The sequence below is a fragment of the Janthinobacterium sp. 17J80-10 genome (genome assembly GCF_004114795.1).
Classification (GTDB): domain Bacteria; phylum Pseudomonadota; class Gammaproteobacteria; order Burkholderiales; family Burkholderiaceae_D; genus Paucimonas.
The window spans coordinates 1,835,736-1,852,781 of sequence record NZ_CP035311.1; the positions used below are offsets into that span (position 1 = coordinate 1,835,736).

The window sequence follows — 17,046 nt, forward strand, 5'->3', positions numbered from 1 at the left end:
GTGAAAGCGCTTACCGGACCCGCATGCCAGGCTCGGCGCCGGGCCACGGGTTCAGCACGTAAATGCCGGGATTGGTTTTCTCGTCAGCGCTGGATGCGGCCAGCACCATGCCTTCGGAGATGCCGAACTTCATCTTGCGCGGCGCCAGGTTGGCCACCATGACGGTCAGCTTGCCGACCAGGTCTTCCGGCTTGTAGGCCGACTTGATGCCCGAGAAAACATTGCGCATGCGCCCCTCGCCCACATCCAGGGTCAGGCGCAGCAGCTTGTCGGAACCCTCGACGTGCTCGCAATTGACGATTTTGGCAATGCGCAAGTCAATTTTGGCAAAATCGTCGATCTTGATTTCCGGTGCGAGCGGCTCGATGCCCGTGTCTGTCGCGCTATCGGCTGCCGGGACGGGTGCTGCGGCAGCTTTTGCGGCCCCAGCCGCCGTGGCTGTCGCAGCGGCAGCAGGCGCTGCTTCCGGCTTGTCGAACAGGCCTTCCAGCATCTTCGGATCGACCCGGGTCATCAGGTGCTCGAAGGTGCCGATGGCAGTCGGCCAGGTTTGCAAATCGGTCCAGGCCAGTTCGCGCTCGATGCCGAACAGGGTCGCCACCTTCTTCGCTACCTCCGGCAGCACCGGTGCAAGGAACACCGACAGGCGATGGAAGGCCAGCAGCAAGTCGCTGCAGACATCCTGCAAGGCCTGGCCGTTGGCCGGGTCCTTGGCCAGTTCCCAGGGCTTTTTGGCATCGACGTACTGGTTCACTTCGTCGGCCAGCGCCATGATGTGGCGAATCGCCTTGCCGTATTCGCGCGTCTCGAAGGCGTCGCGGATTGCTGCTTCCTCGCCGTTTTTAAGCGACTCCCAGAAGCGGTTGCCGCTGGTGCCGGCCGCAACCGGGTTGCTCAGCTGGCCATTGAAGCGCTTGCTGATGAAGCCGGCAGCGCGGCTGGCGATGTTGACGTACTTGCCGATCAGGTCGGAATTGACCTTGGCAATGAAATCTTCCGGATTGAAGTCGAGGTCCTCGACTTTCGCATTGAGCTTGACGGCGATGTAGTAGCGCAGCCATTCCGGGTCCATCTTCAGGTCGAGGTAGCGCAGCGGCGAAATGCCCGTGCCGCGCGACTTGCTCATCTTTTCGCCATTGACGGTCATGTGGCCGTGCACATTGACCTTCAGCTTGTCGATGATCGGGTGACCGGAAAAGTTCAGCATCGACGGCCAGAACAGCAGGTGGAAGGACACGATGTCCTTGCCGATGAAGTGGACCTGCTCGGTGGCCGGGTCGTTGATCAAGGCCGCGTAATCGAGCCCTTTTTTGCCGCAATAGTTTTTCAGGCTGGCGAGGTAACCCACCGGGGCGTCCAGCCAGACATAGAAATACTTGCCCGGCGCATCGGGAATCGGGATGCCGAAGTAGGGCGCATCGCGCGAGATATCCCAGTCGGCCAGGTCGGAGCCATCGTTGCCCAGCCATTCGCTGACCTTGTTGACCATCTCGGACTGCAGGCGGCCCGGCGATTTGAGCCATTCATTCAAAAAATCGAAGCAGCGCGGGTCGGACAGCTTGAAGAAATACTGTTCCGACGGCTTCATCACGGGCGTCGCGCCAGTCAGCGCCGAGTACGGGTTCTTCAATTCGGTCGGCTCGTACGCAGCACCGCAGACTTCGCAGTTGTCGCCGTACTGGTCTTTTGCGCCGCATTTCGGGCATTCGCCCTTGACATTGCGGTCGGCCAGGAACATGCCCTTGACGGGATCGAAGAAGCGCTCGACCACCTTGGTGACGATCAGGCCGGCCTCTTTCAGCTTCAGGTAGATTTCTTGCGAAAGCTCTGTGTTTTCCGGGGAATCCGTGGAATGCCAGTTGTCGAAGGAGATATGGAAGCCGTTCAGGTATTGCGGCCGGCCGGCAGCGATCCGGGCGACGAATTCCTGGGGGGTGATGCCTTCTTTTTCCGCGGCAATCATGATTGGCGTACCGTGCGCGTCGTCGGCGCCGACAAAATGCACCTCGTTGCCCTGCATGCGCTGAAAACGCACCCAGATATCAGCCTGGATATATTCCATGATGTGGCCAATGTGGAAGGCGCCATTGGCGTAGGGCAGGGCGGTCGTGACGAATAGCTTGCGCGGCTGTACGGTACTCATGAGTGATGCAGTATTTTCTGGAATAAAACAAGCATTTTAGCAGCATGAGTGCCAAACCCGGCGCAGTCTGACGCCGGCATTTGGTTTAGACTTGCGGCTTGCAGAAGAATCCGGGAGAAACAATGAGCATTTCAGTTGAAGCAGTGAAAGCGGCGCTGGCCGCAGTGGTGGATCCGAATACCGGCAAGGACCTCGTGTCCAGCAAATCCGCCAGGAATATCCAGGTCAGTGGCGCCGACGTCAGCCTGGATGTCGAACTCGGCTACCCGGCCAACAGCCAGATCGCCCTCCTGCGCGATGCAGTGCTGGCGGCAGTCAAGGGCATTCCCGGCATCGGCCAGGTCAAGGTGAATGTCTACGCCAATATCATTTCGCATTCGGTGCAGCGCGGCGTCAAGCTCCTGGCGAATGTGAAAAACATTATTGCCGTGGCTTCCGGCAAGGGCGGCGTCGGCAAGTCCACCACGGCGGCCAACTTGGCGCTGGCGCTGGCGGCCGAGGGCGCCAAGGTCGGCTTGCTGGATGCCGACATTTACGGCCCATCGCAACCGATGATGATGGGCATTACCGGTCGCCCCGAGAGCCTGGACGGCAAGACCATGGAACCCTTGCAAAACCATGGCGTGCAAGTCTCGTCCATCGGTTTTCTGATCGATCCCGACCAGCCGATGGTCTGGCGCGGCCCGATGGTGGTGCAGGCGCTGATGCAGTTGCTGGAGCAAACCAACTGGAATGCGCTGGATTACCTCATCATCGACATGCCGCCGGGCACGGGCGACATCCAGCTGACGCTGTCGCAAAAGGTGCCGGTCACGGGCGCCGTGATCGTCACCACGCCCCAGGATATCGCCCTGCTGGATGCGCGCAAGGGCCTGAAGATGTTCGAGAAGGTCGATATTCCCATCCTCGGCGTGGTCGAGAACATGAGCACGCACATCTGTTCCAACTGCGGCCATGCCGAACCGATCTTCGGCGCCGGCGGCGGCGAGAAAATGTGCCGCGACTTCGGCGTCGACTTCCTCGGGGCGCTGCCGCTGACCATGGCCATCCGTGAACAGACCGATTCCGGCAAGCCCACTGTCGTGGCCGACCCGGAAGGGCCGGTAGCCGATATTTACCGGCAAATCGCCCGCAAAGTGGCTGTCAAGGTGGCGGAGAAGGCCAAGGATATGTCCAGCAAGTTTCCGACAATTGTCGTCAAAAATGACTGATGAAATTGTTGCTTGTATTTAAGTTAATTGGAGCAACTAATTGATTTAAATCAGAGTTTTCCCGGCGTGCGCCGGGAAAAACAAGCAAATTACCAACTGTAAAGGAGTATCAAAGAGATAATTTGTTAGTTTAATGACATTTTTCTCTTGTTCATTTATCATTTCGACATGTTTTCAATTTAATAACAAATCCGGTGGCGCTTGGCCGGGTCGTCCAATGCCGCAGCAGCAAGCGGCTGTCATATTGAAAAACAGGAAAAATGATGAATGGAGACGTCCTCGGCGCCGCGGGCAGCGCTTTGCGCGCGCACCTGGCGCAGTACACCCAGGAAACGCGCCTGCTGCGGCTGACCACCTCGCTGGGCCCAAATGCCCTGCTGGTGGAGCGCATCGCCGGCCGCGAAGGCTTGAGCGAAGGTTTTCGTTTTGACGTTACTGCGCTTTCCCAGGACGCTGCGCTGGACGGCAAGCGCCTGCTCGGGCAACCGGCCCTGCTGGAAATTCTCACCCAGCAAAGCCGCAGCGCACCCCGTCCTTTTCATGGCCATGTCACGGCATTCGAACTGCTTTCTGCTGAAGGTGGATTTGCGCGCTATCGCGTGAAGCTCGAACCCTGGACGGCTTTTCTGCGTTACCGCTGTGATTCGTTCGTCTGGCAGGGCAAGTCTACGCTTGATATCGTCGGCGAGATCGTTGCCGATTATAAAGGCAAGGGCCGGCTGGTACCGGACTGGCGCCTGGCCGTGAATAATCCCGGCCTCTACCTCCCGCGCGAAGTCTGCACCCAGTTCGAGGAAAGCGACCTGGCCTTTGTCGAGCGCCTGCTGGCCGAAGAAGGCCTGTTTTACTGGTTCGAACATGTGGGCGACAGCGCGAGCACGACCCTCGGCAACCATCGGCTGGTCATTGCCGACAGCAACAGCGCCTTTGCGCCCAACCTGCAGGCGCACATTCGCTTTCATCGTGCGGCAGCGGTCGAGCAGACCGATGCCGTCACCGGCTGGCAGGCTGCCCGCCGCGTCGCGACCAATGCCATGGCCGTGGCCAGCTGGAACGAGCGCCAGGTCAGGGTCATTGCGCACCAGCAGTCAAGCAGCCATGCCAATGGCGCCGTGCCCGAGCTGCTGGCAATGGACCATTCCGGCCTGCGCCACTTCAGCGGTGGTGATGCTGCCGAACGCATCGCGCGGCTGCAGCTCGAAGCGCTGGAGGCGCGCAACAAGGTCTACCATGGTGAAGGGACGGCGCGCACGCTGGCGCCTGCCACCACCTTTGTGCTCACAGAGCACCCGATTCATGACCAGGACCGCCGGCAGGGCGGCGACACCGCAGCGAGCTTTGCCGTCATCGCCGTGCAGCACATCGGCCGCAATAACCTGGATTCGCAGGCGCGCACCCTGATCGACAGCGTGTTTGCCAACAGTACTTCGTCACCGGCGCAAGTCGGGACGGATGGCAAGGACGAAGCGCCGCTCTACCAGAACCGCTTTACTGCGCTGCGTGAGGACATCCCCTGGCGGCCGCTGATGATGGATGCGCGCGGCGCCTTGCTGCATCCGAAGCCGACGGTGGCAGGCATCCATACCGCCATCGTCGTTGGGTCTGCCGGAGACGACCTGACCACCGAACGGGACCATCGCGTCAAGGTGCAGATGCACTGGCAGCGCGGCGCGCAATCGGCCAGTCGCAGGAGTCATCCGCAAGGCGACAACAATGCGCCGGCCACCGAAGCCGCCTATGTCTGGGTGCGCGTGGCCGAGCCCGCCGCCGGCCCCAACTGGGGCGCAAGCTTTACACCCAGGATCGGCCAGGAAGTGATCCTCGATTACGTCGAGGGTGACATCGACCGCCCGGTCGTCATTGGCGCGCTTTATAACGGGCAGGGGCTGGGCGATGCGCAAGGCAACCAGAATGCGCAAGGCGCGGGCGCGGCCACCGGCAATGCGCCGGCGTGGTTTGCCGGTGAAGGCGGCGAGCATGCGCACAACGCCATTCTGTCGGGCTTCAAGACGCAGGAAATTGGCCATAGCCAGGATGGGCAGGGCGGCTACAACGCACTGGTGTTTGACGACAGTACCGAACAAGTGGGCGCGCGCCTGCAGACTACCAAAGCCAAAGCGCAACTGAACCTGGGACATATCAAACGGCAGGCGGACAACGCCCGCAAGCAAAGTCATGGCCATGGCGTAGAGTTGACGACAGATGCATTCGGCGCGCTGCGGGCTGGGCAGGGCTTGCTGCTCTCCGCCGATGCCCGGCCCAACGCGAGCTCGTCGCAGATGGATGCGAAGGAAGCGCATGGTCAGTTGCAGCAGGCGCATGCGTTGCAAAAGGATTTGGCGGGCACCGCGCAAAAGCACAATGCGTTTGTCGGCAAGGAAATGAACAGGGATCAGCACGAGTCTCCTGAAAAGGTGTTGCAACGGCCGATCGAGTCGCTGGCGCAGACGGAGCAGGGCATGGGTACGACCGAAGGCGGCGGGGCCGGGACGGTGCCGGCATTCGGGCGGCCGGACCTGGTGCTGAGCGCGCCGGGCGGCGTGGCCTTGCTGACGCCGGCGGACCAGCATGTGACAGCATCGTCGATGACGGTGACCGGCGGAGTGGATGTCAGCGCGACGGTCGGGCGTAATTATGCGGTGGCGGTGCGCTCGGGAATCAGTCTGTTTACCTATGGCGATGCCAAGGCCAAGCGCAAGGAGCAGGGCGACAAGGGCATCAAGCTGCATGCAGCGCATGGCAAGGTCGATGTGCAGGCGCAGAGCGCGGAGCTGAAAGCGGCAGCGGACAAGGATTTATCGATCTATAGCACGCATGCGAAGGTGGAGGTGGCGGCGAAGGAGCATGTGCTGCTGACGGCGGGTGGGGCGTATATCAAGATTGCAGGGGGGAGTATCCAGATTCATGCGCCGGGGAGTGTGTTGTTCAAGGCGGGGATGAAGGATTTGAGTGGGCCGACGAGTTTGAATGCGGCGTTGCCGGCGATGCAGAAGGGAGAATTGAAGGGGTGCGCCATGAAGCTCGGAGCGGCTGCGACAAATGGCGCGGGCAAAGTCAGCTTGAGCGCATGATCCGGAAGTGTCAAACCTATGAAAAGCCAATCATTTCTCGAAACAAGACAACCGGAAGGAACTGTCAATGAACAGGCATTTTGCCTTCTTAAGGAATTTGGCCATTGCGATTTAATTCTTGATCCGATGCTAGGCGACCCGCTAGAGGCCGAGCGGGCAGTGTTGGCAGCACAAAAAAAGGTTTTCTCAATCAATCCAAAGAAAACCTCGCTGCCGGCGAATCAATGCTTGCAAATGGCTCGACTCACGATTGAAGAACTGCACATATTCGAAAGTAGCATTGACATCGGCACAGAAGAAAATTGCGATCCAACGCGAGCATCCAGATCAACGGGAGGATGGATATTCAGCCGCAATGTCTCGTCCGAGCGTCTGGTCAAGCATGTTGAACTAGCCGTAGTTGTCCGCAATGAAAAATTTTCCGAAGCACTCATGCGGGTTTGGGATCCCCGCGTGATGGGACACCTGGCACGCATTTTGAGCCAGGAACAGTTGGCTGGACTGCTCGGTCCCATTGAAGTCTGGGCATGGATCGATCGCGACGGAAAATTGCGTCAGCTAAAAAACTTCAGGAAGGGCGAGGTCGGCTTTACGCCTGCAACGTTGCCATTGCGCCTGTCTGATGAACAGGATAAAGCCGTTGATCGCATCGAGGTCATTAACTTGCTATTGAAAGCGCTAGCCAATCTTGGTCGCAAAATAGCTCCTGAACGCGATCATGTGCTCGACGAAATTTTGCGATCTGGCCAGGGAAAAGGCCATATCAACACGGCAGATCTGATTGCTTATGGATTGCATGCGCTGCTTATCTCTAAAGCATTCGATGCAATACCGGAAGTTAGGCAAGCCATTGCCCAATCAAAGGCAAAGGGACAGGGCCTTTGTTCTGCGCTTGAAAAATTTGATGATGCGTTTTGGGACGCTCATATAACCAGTTCCCTGCAATGAACACGTTATATTGGCGTGGAACTTTGTTGCTTTTCAGTGAGGTCATGTAACCAGCGAAAGAACGAAATTCCCTGCCTCCGGCACTGATTACACAAACGACTCATCAATTTTCTGAGAAATGCAGTTATGGCAAATAGCTTGAGTATCGCGGCGCAAAACGCAAGCCCTACTAGCGCCCCTCCTTCGGAGCCCTGCAATTTTTGCAGGAAGCCGGGTCTATTTATTTTTCCTGTGCGATGCGCGACTCTACCTGCAGATGCAAAAGCTCCAGCGCTGCCTGATGATGTCGGAGTGCATGTAAAGGATATTGACATCAAATTATCCACCTATACGCTCAGGATGGCGCGTGTCGGCTATTTTTATATGCTTGTTGACCGCAACGGTGCATTGTCGTGGCAATGTTACATGAGTAACGCAGCAGGATATTTATCTGAATTCGCAGTTGATACGCCTCCGTTAATACCACCTGTATTTTCTTGTGATCCGATGACCCATGGCGTCAATGCATCCCTGATTGCCATTGATAAAGCCGAGGAAGTGCAAACTGCATATTTGCTTTTTACGCCCAACCCGCTCACAAGCGCCATGTTGGGTGAAATGGAACTCAAGAATAAACCAAAAGCAGAGGTGCTGTGCGCAAAAGGCCAAATGGTCAAGTTCAGTCCGTCTGAATGGGTCGCGGGCAAGCATAAGCAACGGAATTGCATGACAGTTGATGTAATGAGAACTGGGCTGGCAGAATTCGTCCGCTATGACAAAACAAATGATGGTTACCGCTTGAGCCCCATTGCCAAGGGGCTGGCCAATGCCACCTTTCCATTGATGACAACCGGCGACGAGGAAGATAAAGAAACAGCATATGCAATGGGATTGCAGCAGTTGCTTCGCATTAGCCCGCTACACGATTTCATGTTCAAGCAAAAAGCTGTGACAGTTGCTGTATATGACCATATTGGCGTGGCGCAGGAATTGAATGATTTTCGCAATCATGCATACAATAAAGTGGATGATTTTTTAAACAAGAAAGATCAGGAGCAAGTTACCAATCGCTGGAGATTTGATTCGCTTCAAGCCATACGAGAAGTCAAAGCTGCAATGGAAAGAGGGATGATCGGCAATCTCCAGGCAAATGAAAATATGACTGAGCTCTACATACGCAGTTTGTATGAGCCCATGTTTCCTGGTGATTCTTCCGAGCTTGTTAAATTCAAGATGGGTTTAGGCCGTCGAACTTGGACCTATGAAAAAGGTCGGGATGCGTGGTTAAGGGCATACCCAAAAGAAGCTGCGGAAATGGAAGCGCGCCTTCAGAAAAGGCGAGATGAAATACCGGTAAAAATGGCTAGAGTAAAACAAGAGGCCAAGGAGATTTGGGACAAGAAATATCATCCTCTGCTTGATCATGCCGCCATTGATAATCTGGACAAGGCATTTGATGCAGCGGGAAAAGCTGCGATGGATGCCGCCAAGGAAAGAGTCAATGACCATCTCAAATGGGTAAATCACGAGCGCTTGCTTGGGGCGTTCGATATGTACGATCAAAAAGATCCTGTTTCAGGAAAGTATTTTGCAGAGCAAGTCTCGCGCAGTGCAATGGGGATGACCGGTTCGCAAAAGTCTTCTGATCAGGTTACGGCATGGATTCAGGCAAAGGATATCGTCAGTCGCCAAAATATCTACATGCGTGGTTTGTTCTTGAATCAGCAGGATATTCAGGAAGAAGCAAAAAAAGCCTTGAAGGATGCCGAAAACATCGCGGCGGCAGCGGCTTCGGTGGCCAAAATTGATGGCCAAAAAATGTATAAGGCGCTGAAATCTCTTGCCGATCTATTTCGCAAAGCCGACTCGGCTTGGGATGAATTCTTGCGCAAACAGAATCAGGTCAAGGGGGGCTTTCCTCGCAGCATCGAGGGAAAAACCTTATTTCTTTTTTCCGAAATAAATAAAACCTTGGGACGCGCATTACTTGGATCGGCTGCGAGTAAGCCGGATATGAAACTTATCGGCCTGATCGGCGGGTTTGCATTTGCACGCACGGGCAAGCTGGCAGAGAAGCTGCAGTTTGAGGAATTGGTATATGGCATTTGTCCGGAAAAGCCGAATAAGCCCGTCACCTCCAAGTCGCCGCAGAACCCCGATGGAAAGCACGTCCCTACTATGGATGCCAGGCGTGAAATACAGCTGAATGAAAGAAGTCCGAAAGATGTCGAAACGGCACGCAAGCAAATCGCCGCCATGCAAAAAAATGCAATAGATGAATTGGAAGCTGCACGGGGAGCGTTGATCAGCGATGTCGAGAAACAGCATCTTGAGCGCATGCAAGGCGTTAAATACACAATTGATGAATATATTAACGATCCGAGGACTAATAACCTTCATCATGCGCGCATCGGCGTTCTGCTAGGACTGATGGAAACTATTGCACTTGGCGGAAAGGCCTATGATCTTCACAATGGCAAGGGCAACCCGATTCTTTATGCCGAGACGGTATCCAACCTAATGTCTGTAGTGAGTATCAGTTTTGATATTCCTTATGCATTGATCAAGTCGGGGCGTGAACAGGCAGAATTGGCCAATGCAGCTAAATCGGTGGTCGGAGCGGGCGATATCGTTCGGGGCGGATTCAAGATGTGGGCGGGGGTGTTTGGGACGTTGGCTGGGTCGCTTTCTGTGTATGCAGATTGGCTCAAGTTTAAAGAGGAAATTGCAGGGAAAAATCGAACCCCAGAAGAAACATTTCTTTTATTAAGAATGATAGTTGGTGTTTTTAACACTGGAGCGGGCGCTCTAGCAGCTTTTTCGTACACAGGCCCTATGTTCAGGCGTGTCGCAATCAATTTGACTGAAAACGCGGTTGCAAGGCGTGCTGCTGCGACGTGGTTAGCTTCGAAGGCTGAAAGATGGGCTGCTCGCGTCTTCCTGCTAAGAGTAGTCGCATGGGGTACAGGTGCTGGGTTTGTATTAACGGCAGGCGAAATATTGTGGTACGCAGGTGAAGCCATCATTGTCTCGTTCCAACCGAATGCTTTAGAAACCTGGTGCGCGCGCAGTGCATTCCGCAACCGTGTTAAAAATGGAAAACCCTATGGCAGCTCTCAAAATGAATTGGAACAATTGGCTAAAGCACGTCTGGCAGTGTTAGGAAAATAATGAACCCAATTTCAAACAGCATTTACCAAACTTCTGATACAGATCCTTTTAAGGGCGACATGTATCTCATCAGTGGCAAGTTGTCTCGTCTAAGAACAGCGCCAGGGAAAATCAATCTGTTAAGTGCATTGCAATCGACAATGGGAGTCGCTGGTGCAGGAAATGCCATCGGTGGCATGCACGGCGCAGTCGCCAACGCCGTTATGCTGTCGAGCTATGACGGTGCAGACATAACCAAATTCGTGGGATGCGTTGGAGAACACGATGTATTGGGTAATTTTGAAACGGTGAATTTTAAAGATGGCGACTTGCTGGAAGCCGTGGTGAGTCGAATCGATGATTCAGTCTCATTTGTCCATGCGGTCGTTCGCCCCTCGGATAAATGGCTCTGGATGCCATTTAGTATTAATAAAGGTCGAAAGGAACTCGCAAAAGCGATTGCCAGGCTGTGTGGAGGTATCGGGGTGGTTGGATGGATATTCTTGTTAATCATGTTTTATTTTAGTCCAAGTGAGGATATTGGATTTTTAAAGATCTCCTTTCTCATGAGCTGCGCACTTGCGGCATTTGCTACTGTTATTGGCTATTTAACCTACCGTTCAAGCATTGATGATGGTCTATATGCTGAGCGCATATTTAAAGTGCTCGGCTTTAAAGACCCCAGGAATGTCGATCTGGAACCGTATTGTCTGGCAGAGATGACGATGGATGAACGTTACCCGCATTCGGATCGGCATATTTATATGTTGAATGAGGCACTGGCGGCTTACGGGGCGCGCAAGCCTGTTTCTGCGAAATAGTTTCGGTTACCAGTGCTAATTGAGGAATCTTCCGTTTGTTAAAAGCACATTGCATTTGACAGCAATAAGATGACCAAGTGCCCAGCGCGTGACGCCTTGGTCAGCGTGTTAAAACTCGGCTTGATCGACGAAGCCCAGTACAACACAGCGATCCGGCATCCCGATATCGGATCCATCCAGGGCATCGCCGTCGACCCGGCATACATAGTCGTTTGGCTGGTCAGCTACCGCATCGTCCCAGACGAATCCCTGCAGGCGTTTGCGTTGCGCGTCCTGAATCACTCTTCAGGCCAGGCGTTCCAGGAAAAATCCGCGATTTTCGAGGCCGCAGAGCAGCATCTGCAGCAAATTTACGTCATAAGAAACTCTTTTTTTCTCAAGATACTGCTTGATGAATGCCTGATCAGCCAGGAGGAATTCGACAATTCCGATCCTGAGTTTCTTGACTATAAATTGTTCGATTCGCCAGCAAGCGAAGTCCAGGTCTCGAGCCAATCTACGGCTGGGTGTGATCCTGCTTTTTCCTGTCGCGATTTTGCTGGTGGCTGTTTTACTGGCTTGGCTGAGGCCTGATCCTCCCGCAATGCTCGCATGTGATTCGCCCGAGGCGATCAGTACGGTAAACAGCATGCTGTTTCGGATACAAGTCCAGATGCGAACAGATACCTTGCACGGTAGCGACAAGCTTCCTGCGGGGAAGGTCGGATTGCACAATCCGCAAGAGCTCGGTTATGCCTATGCCGCGCCGAAACGCGGCTGCGCAGGCAAGGCGCAGTTCGGTGAAACGGCATTTGCGTTTGCCTATACGATCCGCCCATCCGACGACGACAAGGACAAGCATGTCGTGGCCGGCGCCCGCATGGAAATCGTGAAGGCGCGTTGTTCCCAGATCGATGCAGCGGGAAATTTTGCCAACAAGGCCGAGCCGGTGGGGCGCGACAATCTGGAAGAGCTGGAAGCTGACCTTGATAACTTTTTTTCATGCCAGACTGATTGGCGGGTTCGCTCTTGGATAGGCATCAATGCAAAATTGGAAGAATTTAACAGGATTTGGTCGGCGCTTTCAGGTACGTCGAATACACATTGCTTTACCTTATGGCATTCCTAACCAATGTGGACATCCCCCCTAAATCCACATAAAATGCTCGCTTAGGCAAAAAACGCCGTAAAAAGGCCAAAGTTTTACATCGGCAATATATTCTGTAAGAGCGAGAAAGGCACCTGGTTATGACACCGCGAACTAGCACCCGAGGTACTCAGCGACGCTAGTCGAGTCTTTTCATTGCTTGAATGAAGAACGCGGCTGGTCCGCGTTTTTTTGCGTCCGCATTTTTTACGCTTTTCACGTTTTAACGCCCAGGCAAGACGCCCCGGCATGGAGAAAACAATGGTTGCAATCCGCCTTCCCGATGGTTCACAACGTCAATTCGATGCTCCGGTCACGGTGGCGCAAGTCGCCGCCAGCATCGGTGCAGGACTTGCCAAGGCCGCGCTGGCCGGCAAGGTTGATGGCAAGCTGGTCGACACTTCCTACCTGATCGAGCAGGATGCCGACCTGGCAATCGTCACCGACAAGGATGCCGATGGCCTGGATGTGATCCGCCATTCCACCGCGCACTTGCTGGCGTACGCCGTCAAGGAACTGTTCCCGGATGCCCAGGTGACCATTGGCCCGGTGATCGAGAATGGCTTTTACTACGATTTCTCCTACAAGCGGCCCTTCACCCCGGACGACTTGCAGGCGATTGAAAAGAAGATGGCCGAACTGGCAAAAAAGGACGAGCCGGTTACCCGCACGGTGTTGCCGCGCGACGAAGCCGTGGCCTATTTCAAGTCGATCGGTGAAGCCTACAAGGCCGAAATCATTGCATCGATTCCCGCCGACCAGGATGTGTCGCTGTATGCCGAAGGCAAGTTCACCGACCTGTGCCGCGGTCCACACGTACCGTCGACCGGCAAGCTGAAGGTCTTCAAGCTGATGAAGCTGGCTGGCGCCTACTGGCGTGGCGACTCCAAAAACGAGATGCTGCAGCGTGTCTACGGCACCGCCTGGGCGAAAAAGGAAGAGCAGGAAGCTTACCTGCACATGCTGGAGGAAGCCGAAAAGCGCGACCACCGCAAGCTTGGTAAGGCGCTCGACCTGTTCCATTTTCAGGAAGAAGGACCGGGCCTGGTGTTCTGGCATCCCAAGGGCTGGACCGTGTGGCAGCAGGTTGAGCAATACATGCGCCAGGTTTATCAGCAGAATGGTTATCAGGAAGTTAAGGCGCCGCAAATTCTCGATCGCACCCTGTGGGAAAAGACCGGGCACTGGGAAAACTATCGCGAGAACATGTTTCAGACCGAGTCGGAAAACCGCAGTTACGCGCTGAAGCCGATGAATTGCCCGGGCCATGTCCAGATTTACAACTCGGACATGCGCAGCTACCGCGACCTGCCGCTGCGCTATGGCGAATTCGGCCAGTGCCACCGCAACGAGCCTTCCGGCGCGCTGCATGGCATCATGCGCGTGCGCGGCTTTACCCAGGATGACGGCCACATTTTCTGTACCGAAGAGCAGATCCTGGGCGAGGTGCGGGCATTCCATACCCAGGCCATGCAGGTTTATGCCGATTTCGGGTTTTCCGGGATTTCGATCAAGATCGCCCTGCGCCCGGAAAACCGCATCGGTTCGGACGAGGTCTGGGACCGCGCCGAGGATACCCTGCGCAACGCGCTCAAGGCCTGCGACGTCACCTGGGAAGAATTGCCGGGCGAGGGCGCTTTTTACGGTCCGAAGATCGAGTACCACCTGAAGGATTCGCTGGGTCGTCCATGGCAGGTCGGCACCATGCAGGTCGATTTCTCCATGCCGGGGCGCCTCGGGGCCGAATATGTTGCGGATGATAACTCCCGCAAGGTGCCGGTCATGCTGCATCGTGCAATTGTCGGCTCGTTGGAGCGTTTTATCGGCATATTGATCGAAAATCATGCCGGCGCGCTGCCGCTCTGGCTGGCGCCAGTGCAGGTTGCCGTGCTGAATATTTCCGATGCCCAGTCTGATTACGCTCAAACGGTGGCACAAAACCTGAAAAAACAAGGGTTTAGGGTGCATCTCGATTTGCGTAACGAGAAAATAACCTATAAAATACGCGAGCATTCAGTTAAGAAGCTGCCTTATATCGTCGTTATCGGCGACAAGGAGCGGGATGCCAACACCGTGGCCGTGCGTGCGCGAGGAAATGTCGATCTGGGTGTAATGCCCGTCGATCAGCTGTTGGAACGACTGAAAAACGAAGTCGACACCAAAGCCTGATCGCGACGCCTTGACGCGGAGCACGGCTTAATTATTTGATTTTTAAAGGAAACTGCAATAGCTACAGATAAATCGCATCGCATCAACGGCGAAATTACTGCGCCGGAAGTGCGCCTCTCTGGGGTCAATAACGAAGCGATCGGCATTGTCAGTCTGGCCGAAGCGTTCCGTCTGGCCGAAGAAGCCAACGTGGATTTGGTGGAAATTGCGCCAACTGCGCAGCCGCCCGTGTGCCGCCTGATGGACTACGGCAAGTTCAAGTATCAGGAACAGAAAAAGGCGCACGAAGCCAAGCTCAAGCAGAAGATCGTCCTGGTCAAGGAAGTGAAATTCCGCCCGGGTACTGATGATGGTGACTACAACATCAAGTTGCGTAACCTGATCAGGTTCCTTGATGAAGATGGTGACAAGGCCAAGATTACGCTGCGTTATCGCGGTCGCGAAATGGCGCATCAGGATATTGGCATGCGTATGCTGGAGCGTTTGAAAGCTGACCTGGAGCCGTATGCCCAGGTCGAGCAGTTTCCCAAGATGGAAGGCCGCCAGATGATTATGGTTCTGGCGCCGAAAAAGAAAAAGTAATGAATTGCGTGCCTTGCCCGGTAACGGGCAGGGTGCACAAAATTGCAGCGGCCTCGATGCCACTGCAAAATAAGTGAAAGCAGGCATCCAAGTGCAACGAAGTGTTGCCACCTGCAATCATCTAAAAATGGAGCTGTCCTTCAAGGACAGACATTGTCATGGCAAAAATGAAGACCAAGAGCAGCGCGAAGAAGCGTTTTCGCGTGCGCCCAGGTGGCACTGTCAAATGTGGTCACGCTTTCAAGCGTCACATCCTGACCAAGAAAACCACCAAAAACAAGCGTCAATTGCGCGGTATCACCAACGTTCATGCTGCTGACGTCGTATCCGTCATGCGCATGATGCCGTTCGCCTAACCTCACACATAAGGAGCTACTATGCCTAGAGTTAAACGTGGGGTTACCGCACGCGCCCGTCACAAGAAAGTCCTCAACGCCGCCAAGGGTTACCGCGGCCGCCGCAGCACGGTCTACCGCATCGCCAAGCAGGCGGTCATGCGCGCAGGCCAGTACGCCTACCGCGATCGCCGTAACAAGAAGCGCGTGTTCCGCGCACTGTGGATCACCCGTATCAACGCCGCTGCGCGTCAACACGGCCTGACCTACAGCGTGTTCATGAACGGCCTGAAAAAGGCTTCCATCGGTCTGGACCGTAAAGTCCTGGCTGATCTGGCAGTCCTGGACAAGCCGGCATTTGCCGCGATTGTCAATCAGGTGAAGGCCACAATCGCTGCGTAAGCAATGCTTGCGGCACTTCGGTGCCGTGCAATACAGGCGGGGCAAAGGTCGACACCTTGGCCCCGTTTTATTTTGAATTGGCAAAGCATGAATCCCCTAGAACAACTCGTCGTCCAGGCGCAGGCTGATTTCGCCGCCGCGCAGGATGCCGCCGCGCTGGAAAACGCGAAGGCGAAGTACCTCGGCAAGACCGGGCAGATCACCGAACAGATGAAGGGCCTGGGCAAGCTGGCGCCGGAAGAGCGCAAGGTCCAGGGTGCCGTCATCAACGCCGCCAAGGAGCAGATCGAAAATGCGCTGACCGCGCGTCGCGATGCGCTGGCCAATGCACAGCTGGAAGCACGCCTGAATGCCGAAGCCATCGACGTCACCATGCCGGGACGCGGGCGCAGTGTGGGCGGCATCCATCCGGTGATGCGCACCTGGCAGCGCGTCGAGGAAATCTTCGGCTCGATCGGCTTTGACGTCGCCGATGGTCCCGAGATCGAGACCGACTGGAACAATTTCACCGCATTGAACAGCCCGGAAAACCATCCGGCGCGCTCGATGCAGGACACCTTCTACATCGAGGAAAAGGATAGCGCCGGCAAGCCCTTGCTGCTGCGTACCCATACCAGCCCGATGCAGGTGCGCTATGCGCGCATGAACAAGCCGCCGATCAAGGTGATCGCGCCGGGCCGTACCTACCGCGTCGACAGCGATGCCACCCATTCGCCGATGTTCCACCAGGTCGAAGGCCTTTGGATCGCCGAGGACATCAGCTTTGCTGACCTCAAGGGCGTGTACCTGAACTTCGTCAAGGCCTTCTTCGAGACCGACGACCTCCAGGTGCGCTTCCGTCCGTCGTACTTTCCGTTTACCGAGCCTTCCGCCGAGATCGACATCGCCTTTGGCAGCGGTCCTTTGAAGGGCCGTTGGCTGGAAGTCTCCGGCGCCGGCCAGGTGCACCCGACTGTGGTGCGCAACTATGGCCTGGACCCGGAAAAATACGTCGGTTTCGCCTTTGGCTCGGGCCTGGAGCGCCTGACCATGCTGCGTTACGGCATCAACGACTTGCGCCTGTTCTACGAAGGCGATTTGCGCTTCCTGAAGCAGTTCAATTGATCGCG

Annotated in this window: 13 protein-coding genes; 12 read left to right on the top strand and 1 reads right to left on the bottom strand. The window is 55.4% G+C overall.

The features are described 5' to 3' along the window. Positions 1 to 10: 10 nt before the first annotated feature. Complete coding sequence (gene metG, locus EKL02_RS08370; protein ID WP_128901625.1) at positions 11 to 2,143, bottom strand: methionine--tRNA ligase; 2,133 nt, start codon at positions 2,141 to 2,143, stop codon at positions 11 to 13. Positions 2,144 to 2,265: 122 nt separating this feature from the next. Here metG and apbC point away from each other — a divergent pair, with 122 nt between their 5' ends. The 12 genes from apbC (at position 2,266) to pheS (ending at position 17,041) form a co-directional block, all read left to right on the top strand. After that, a complete protein-coding gene (apbC, locus tag EKL02_RS08375; RefSeq protein WP_128901626.1) occupies positions 2,266 to 3,354 on the top strand; it encodes an iron-sulfur cluster carrier protein ApbC in 1,089 nt (362 codons plus the stop codon). Between the two features lie 263 nt (positions 3,355 to 3,617). Next, positions 3,618 to 6,425, top strand: a complete 2,808-nt coding sequence (gene tssI / locus EKL02_RS08380) for a type VI secretion system Vgr family protein (protein ID WP_164931987.1) — start codon at positions 3,618 to 3,620, stop codon at positions 6,423 to 6,425. 18 nt (positions 6,426 to 6,443) lie between these two features. Next, on the top strand, positions 6,444 to 7,373 hold the full coding sequence (locus tag EKL02_RS08385; protein WP_128901628.1) for a DUF4123 domain-containing protein: 930 nt from the start codon (positions 6,444 to 6,446) through the stop codon (positions 7,371 to 7,373). A gap of 126 nt (positions 7,374 to 7,499) precedes the next feature. Continuing rightward, positions 7,500 to 10,523, top strand: coding sequence for a T6SS effector BTH_I2691 family protein (locus tag EKL02_RS08390; RefSeq protein WP_128901629.1), 3,024 nt, complete (start codon positions 7,500 to 7,502; stop codon positions 10,521 to 10,523). After that, positions 10,523 to 11,323 carry a putative type VI secretion system effector gene (locus EKL02_RS08395; RefSeq protein ID WP_128901630.1) on the top strand — a complete coding sequence of 267 codons (801 nt, stop codon included), beginning with the start codon at positions 10,523 to 10,525 and terminating at the stop codon, positions 11,321 to 11,323. The genes EKL02_RS08390 and EKL02_RS08395 overlap by 1 nt, the downstream gene beginning before the upstream one ends. Positions 11,324 to 11,392: 69 nt before the next feature. After that, positions 11,393 to 11,896, top strand: coding sequence for a hypothetical protein (locus EKL02_RS08400; protein WP_128901631.1), 504 nt, complete (start codon positions 11,393 to 11,395; stop codon positions 11,894 to 11,896). A 10-nt stretch (positions 11,897 to 11,906) separates the two neighbouring features. Then, the gene (locus EKL02_RS08405; protein WP_128901632.1) at positions 11,907 to 12,431 is read left to right on the top strand and encodes a hypothetical protein; all 525 of its coding nucleotides are present in this window, start codon (positions 11,907 to 11,909) and stop codon (positions 12,429 to 12,431) included. A gap of 279 nt (positions 12,432 to 12,710) precedes the next feature. Next, positions 12,711 to 14,618 (top strand): threonine--tRNA ligase, encoded by a 1,908-nt coding sequence (gene thrS / locus EKL02_RS08410; protein WP_128901633.1) that lies wholly within the window; start codon positions 12,711 to 12,713, stop codon positions 14,616 to 14,618. Between the two features lie 57 nt (positions 14,619 to 14,675). Continuing rightward, complete coding sequence (gene infC / locus EKL02_RS08415) at positions 14,676 to 15,200, top strand: translation initiation factor IF-3 (RefSeq protein ID WP_128901634.1); 525 nt, start codon at positions 14,676 to 14,678, stop codon at positions 15,198 to 15,200. Positions 15,201 to 15,358: 158 nt separating this feature from the next. Beyond that, positions 15,359 to 15,556 (top strand): 50S ribosomal protein L35, encoded by a 198-nt coding sequence (rpmI, locus tag EKL02_RS08420; protein ID WP_158592208.1) that lies wholly within the window; start codon positions 15,359 to 15,361, stop codon positions 15,554 to 15,556. A gap of 21 nt (positions 15,557 to 15,577) precedes the next feature. Further along, positions 15,578 to 15,937 (top strand): 50S ribosomal protein L20, encoded by a 360-nt coding sequence (gene rplT / locus EKL02_RS08425; RefSeq protein WP_128901635.1) that lies wholly within the window; start codon positions 15,578 to 15,580, stop codon positions 15,935 to 15,937. A gap of 87 nt (positions 15,938 to 16,024) precedes the next feature. Continuing rightward, positions 16,025 to 17,041: a phenylalanine--tRNA ligase subunit alpha gene (gene pheS / locus EKL02_RS08430; RefSeq protein ID WP_128901636.1), complete on the top strand. Its 1,017-nt coding sequence runs from the start codon at positions 16,025 to 16,027 to the stop codon at positions 17,039 to 17,041. Positions 17,042 to 17,046 lie beyond the last annotated feature (5 nt).

Coding starts and splice junctions, on each gene's coding strand:
- pheS (WP_128901636.1), top strand. CDS start 16,025: ATGAATCCCCTAGAACAACTCGTCGTCCAGGCGCAGGCTGATTTCGCC.
- EKL02_RS08390 (WP_128901629.1), top strand. CDS start 7,500: ATGGCAAATAGCTTGAGTATCGCGGCGCAAAACGCAAGCCCTACTAGC.
- EKL02_RS08400 (WP_128901631.1), top strand. CDS start 11,393: ATGACCAAGTGCCCAGCGCGTGACGCCTTGGTCAGCGTGTTAAAACTC.
- EKL02_RS08385 (WP_128901628.1), top strand. CDS start 6,444: ATGAAAAGCCAATCATTTCTCGAAACAAGACAACCGGAAGGAACTGTC.
- EKL02_RS08395 (WP_128901630.1), top strand. CDS start 10,523: ATGAACCCAATTTCAAACAGCATTTACCAAACTTCTGATACAGATCCT.
- thrS (WP_128901633.1), top strand. CDS start 12,711: ATGGTTGCAATCCGCCTTCCCGATGGTTCACAACGTCAATTCGATGCT.
- rpmI (WP_158592208.1), top strand. CDS start 15,359: ATGGCAAAAATGAAGACCAAGAGCAGCGCGAAGAAGCGTTTTCGCGTG.
- EKL02_RS08405 (WP_128901632.1), top strand. CDS start 11,907: ATGCTCGCATGTGATTCGCCCGAGGCGATCAGTACGGTAAACAGCATG.
- rplT (WP_128901635.1), top strand. CDS start 15,578: ATGCCTAGAGTTAAACGTGGGGTTACCGCACGCGCCCGTCACAAGAAA.
- apbC (WP_128901626.1), top strand. CDS start 2,266: ATGAGCATTTCAGTTGAAGCAGTGAAAGCGGCGCTGGCCGCAGTGGTG.
- tssI (WP_164931987.1), top strand. CDS start 3,618: ATGAATGGAGACGTCCTCGGCGCCGCGGGCAGCGCTTTGCGCGCGCAC.
- metG (WP_128901625.1), bottom strand. CDS start 2,143: ATGAGTACCGTACAGCCGCGCAAGCTATTCGTCACGACCGCCCTGCCC.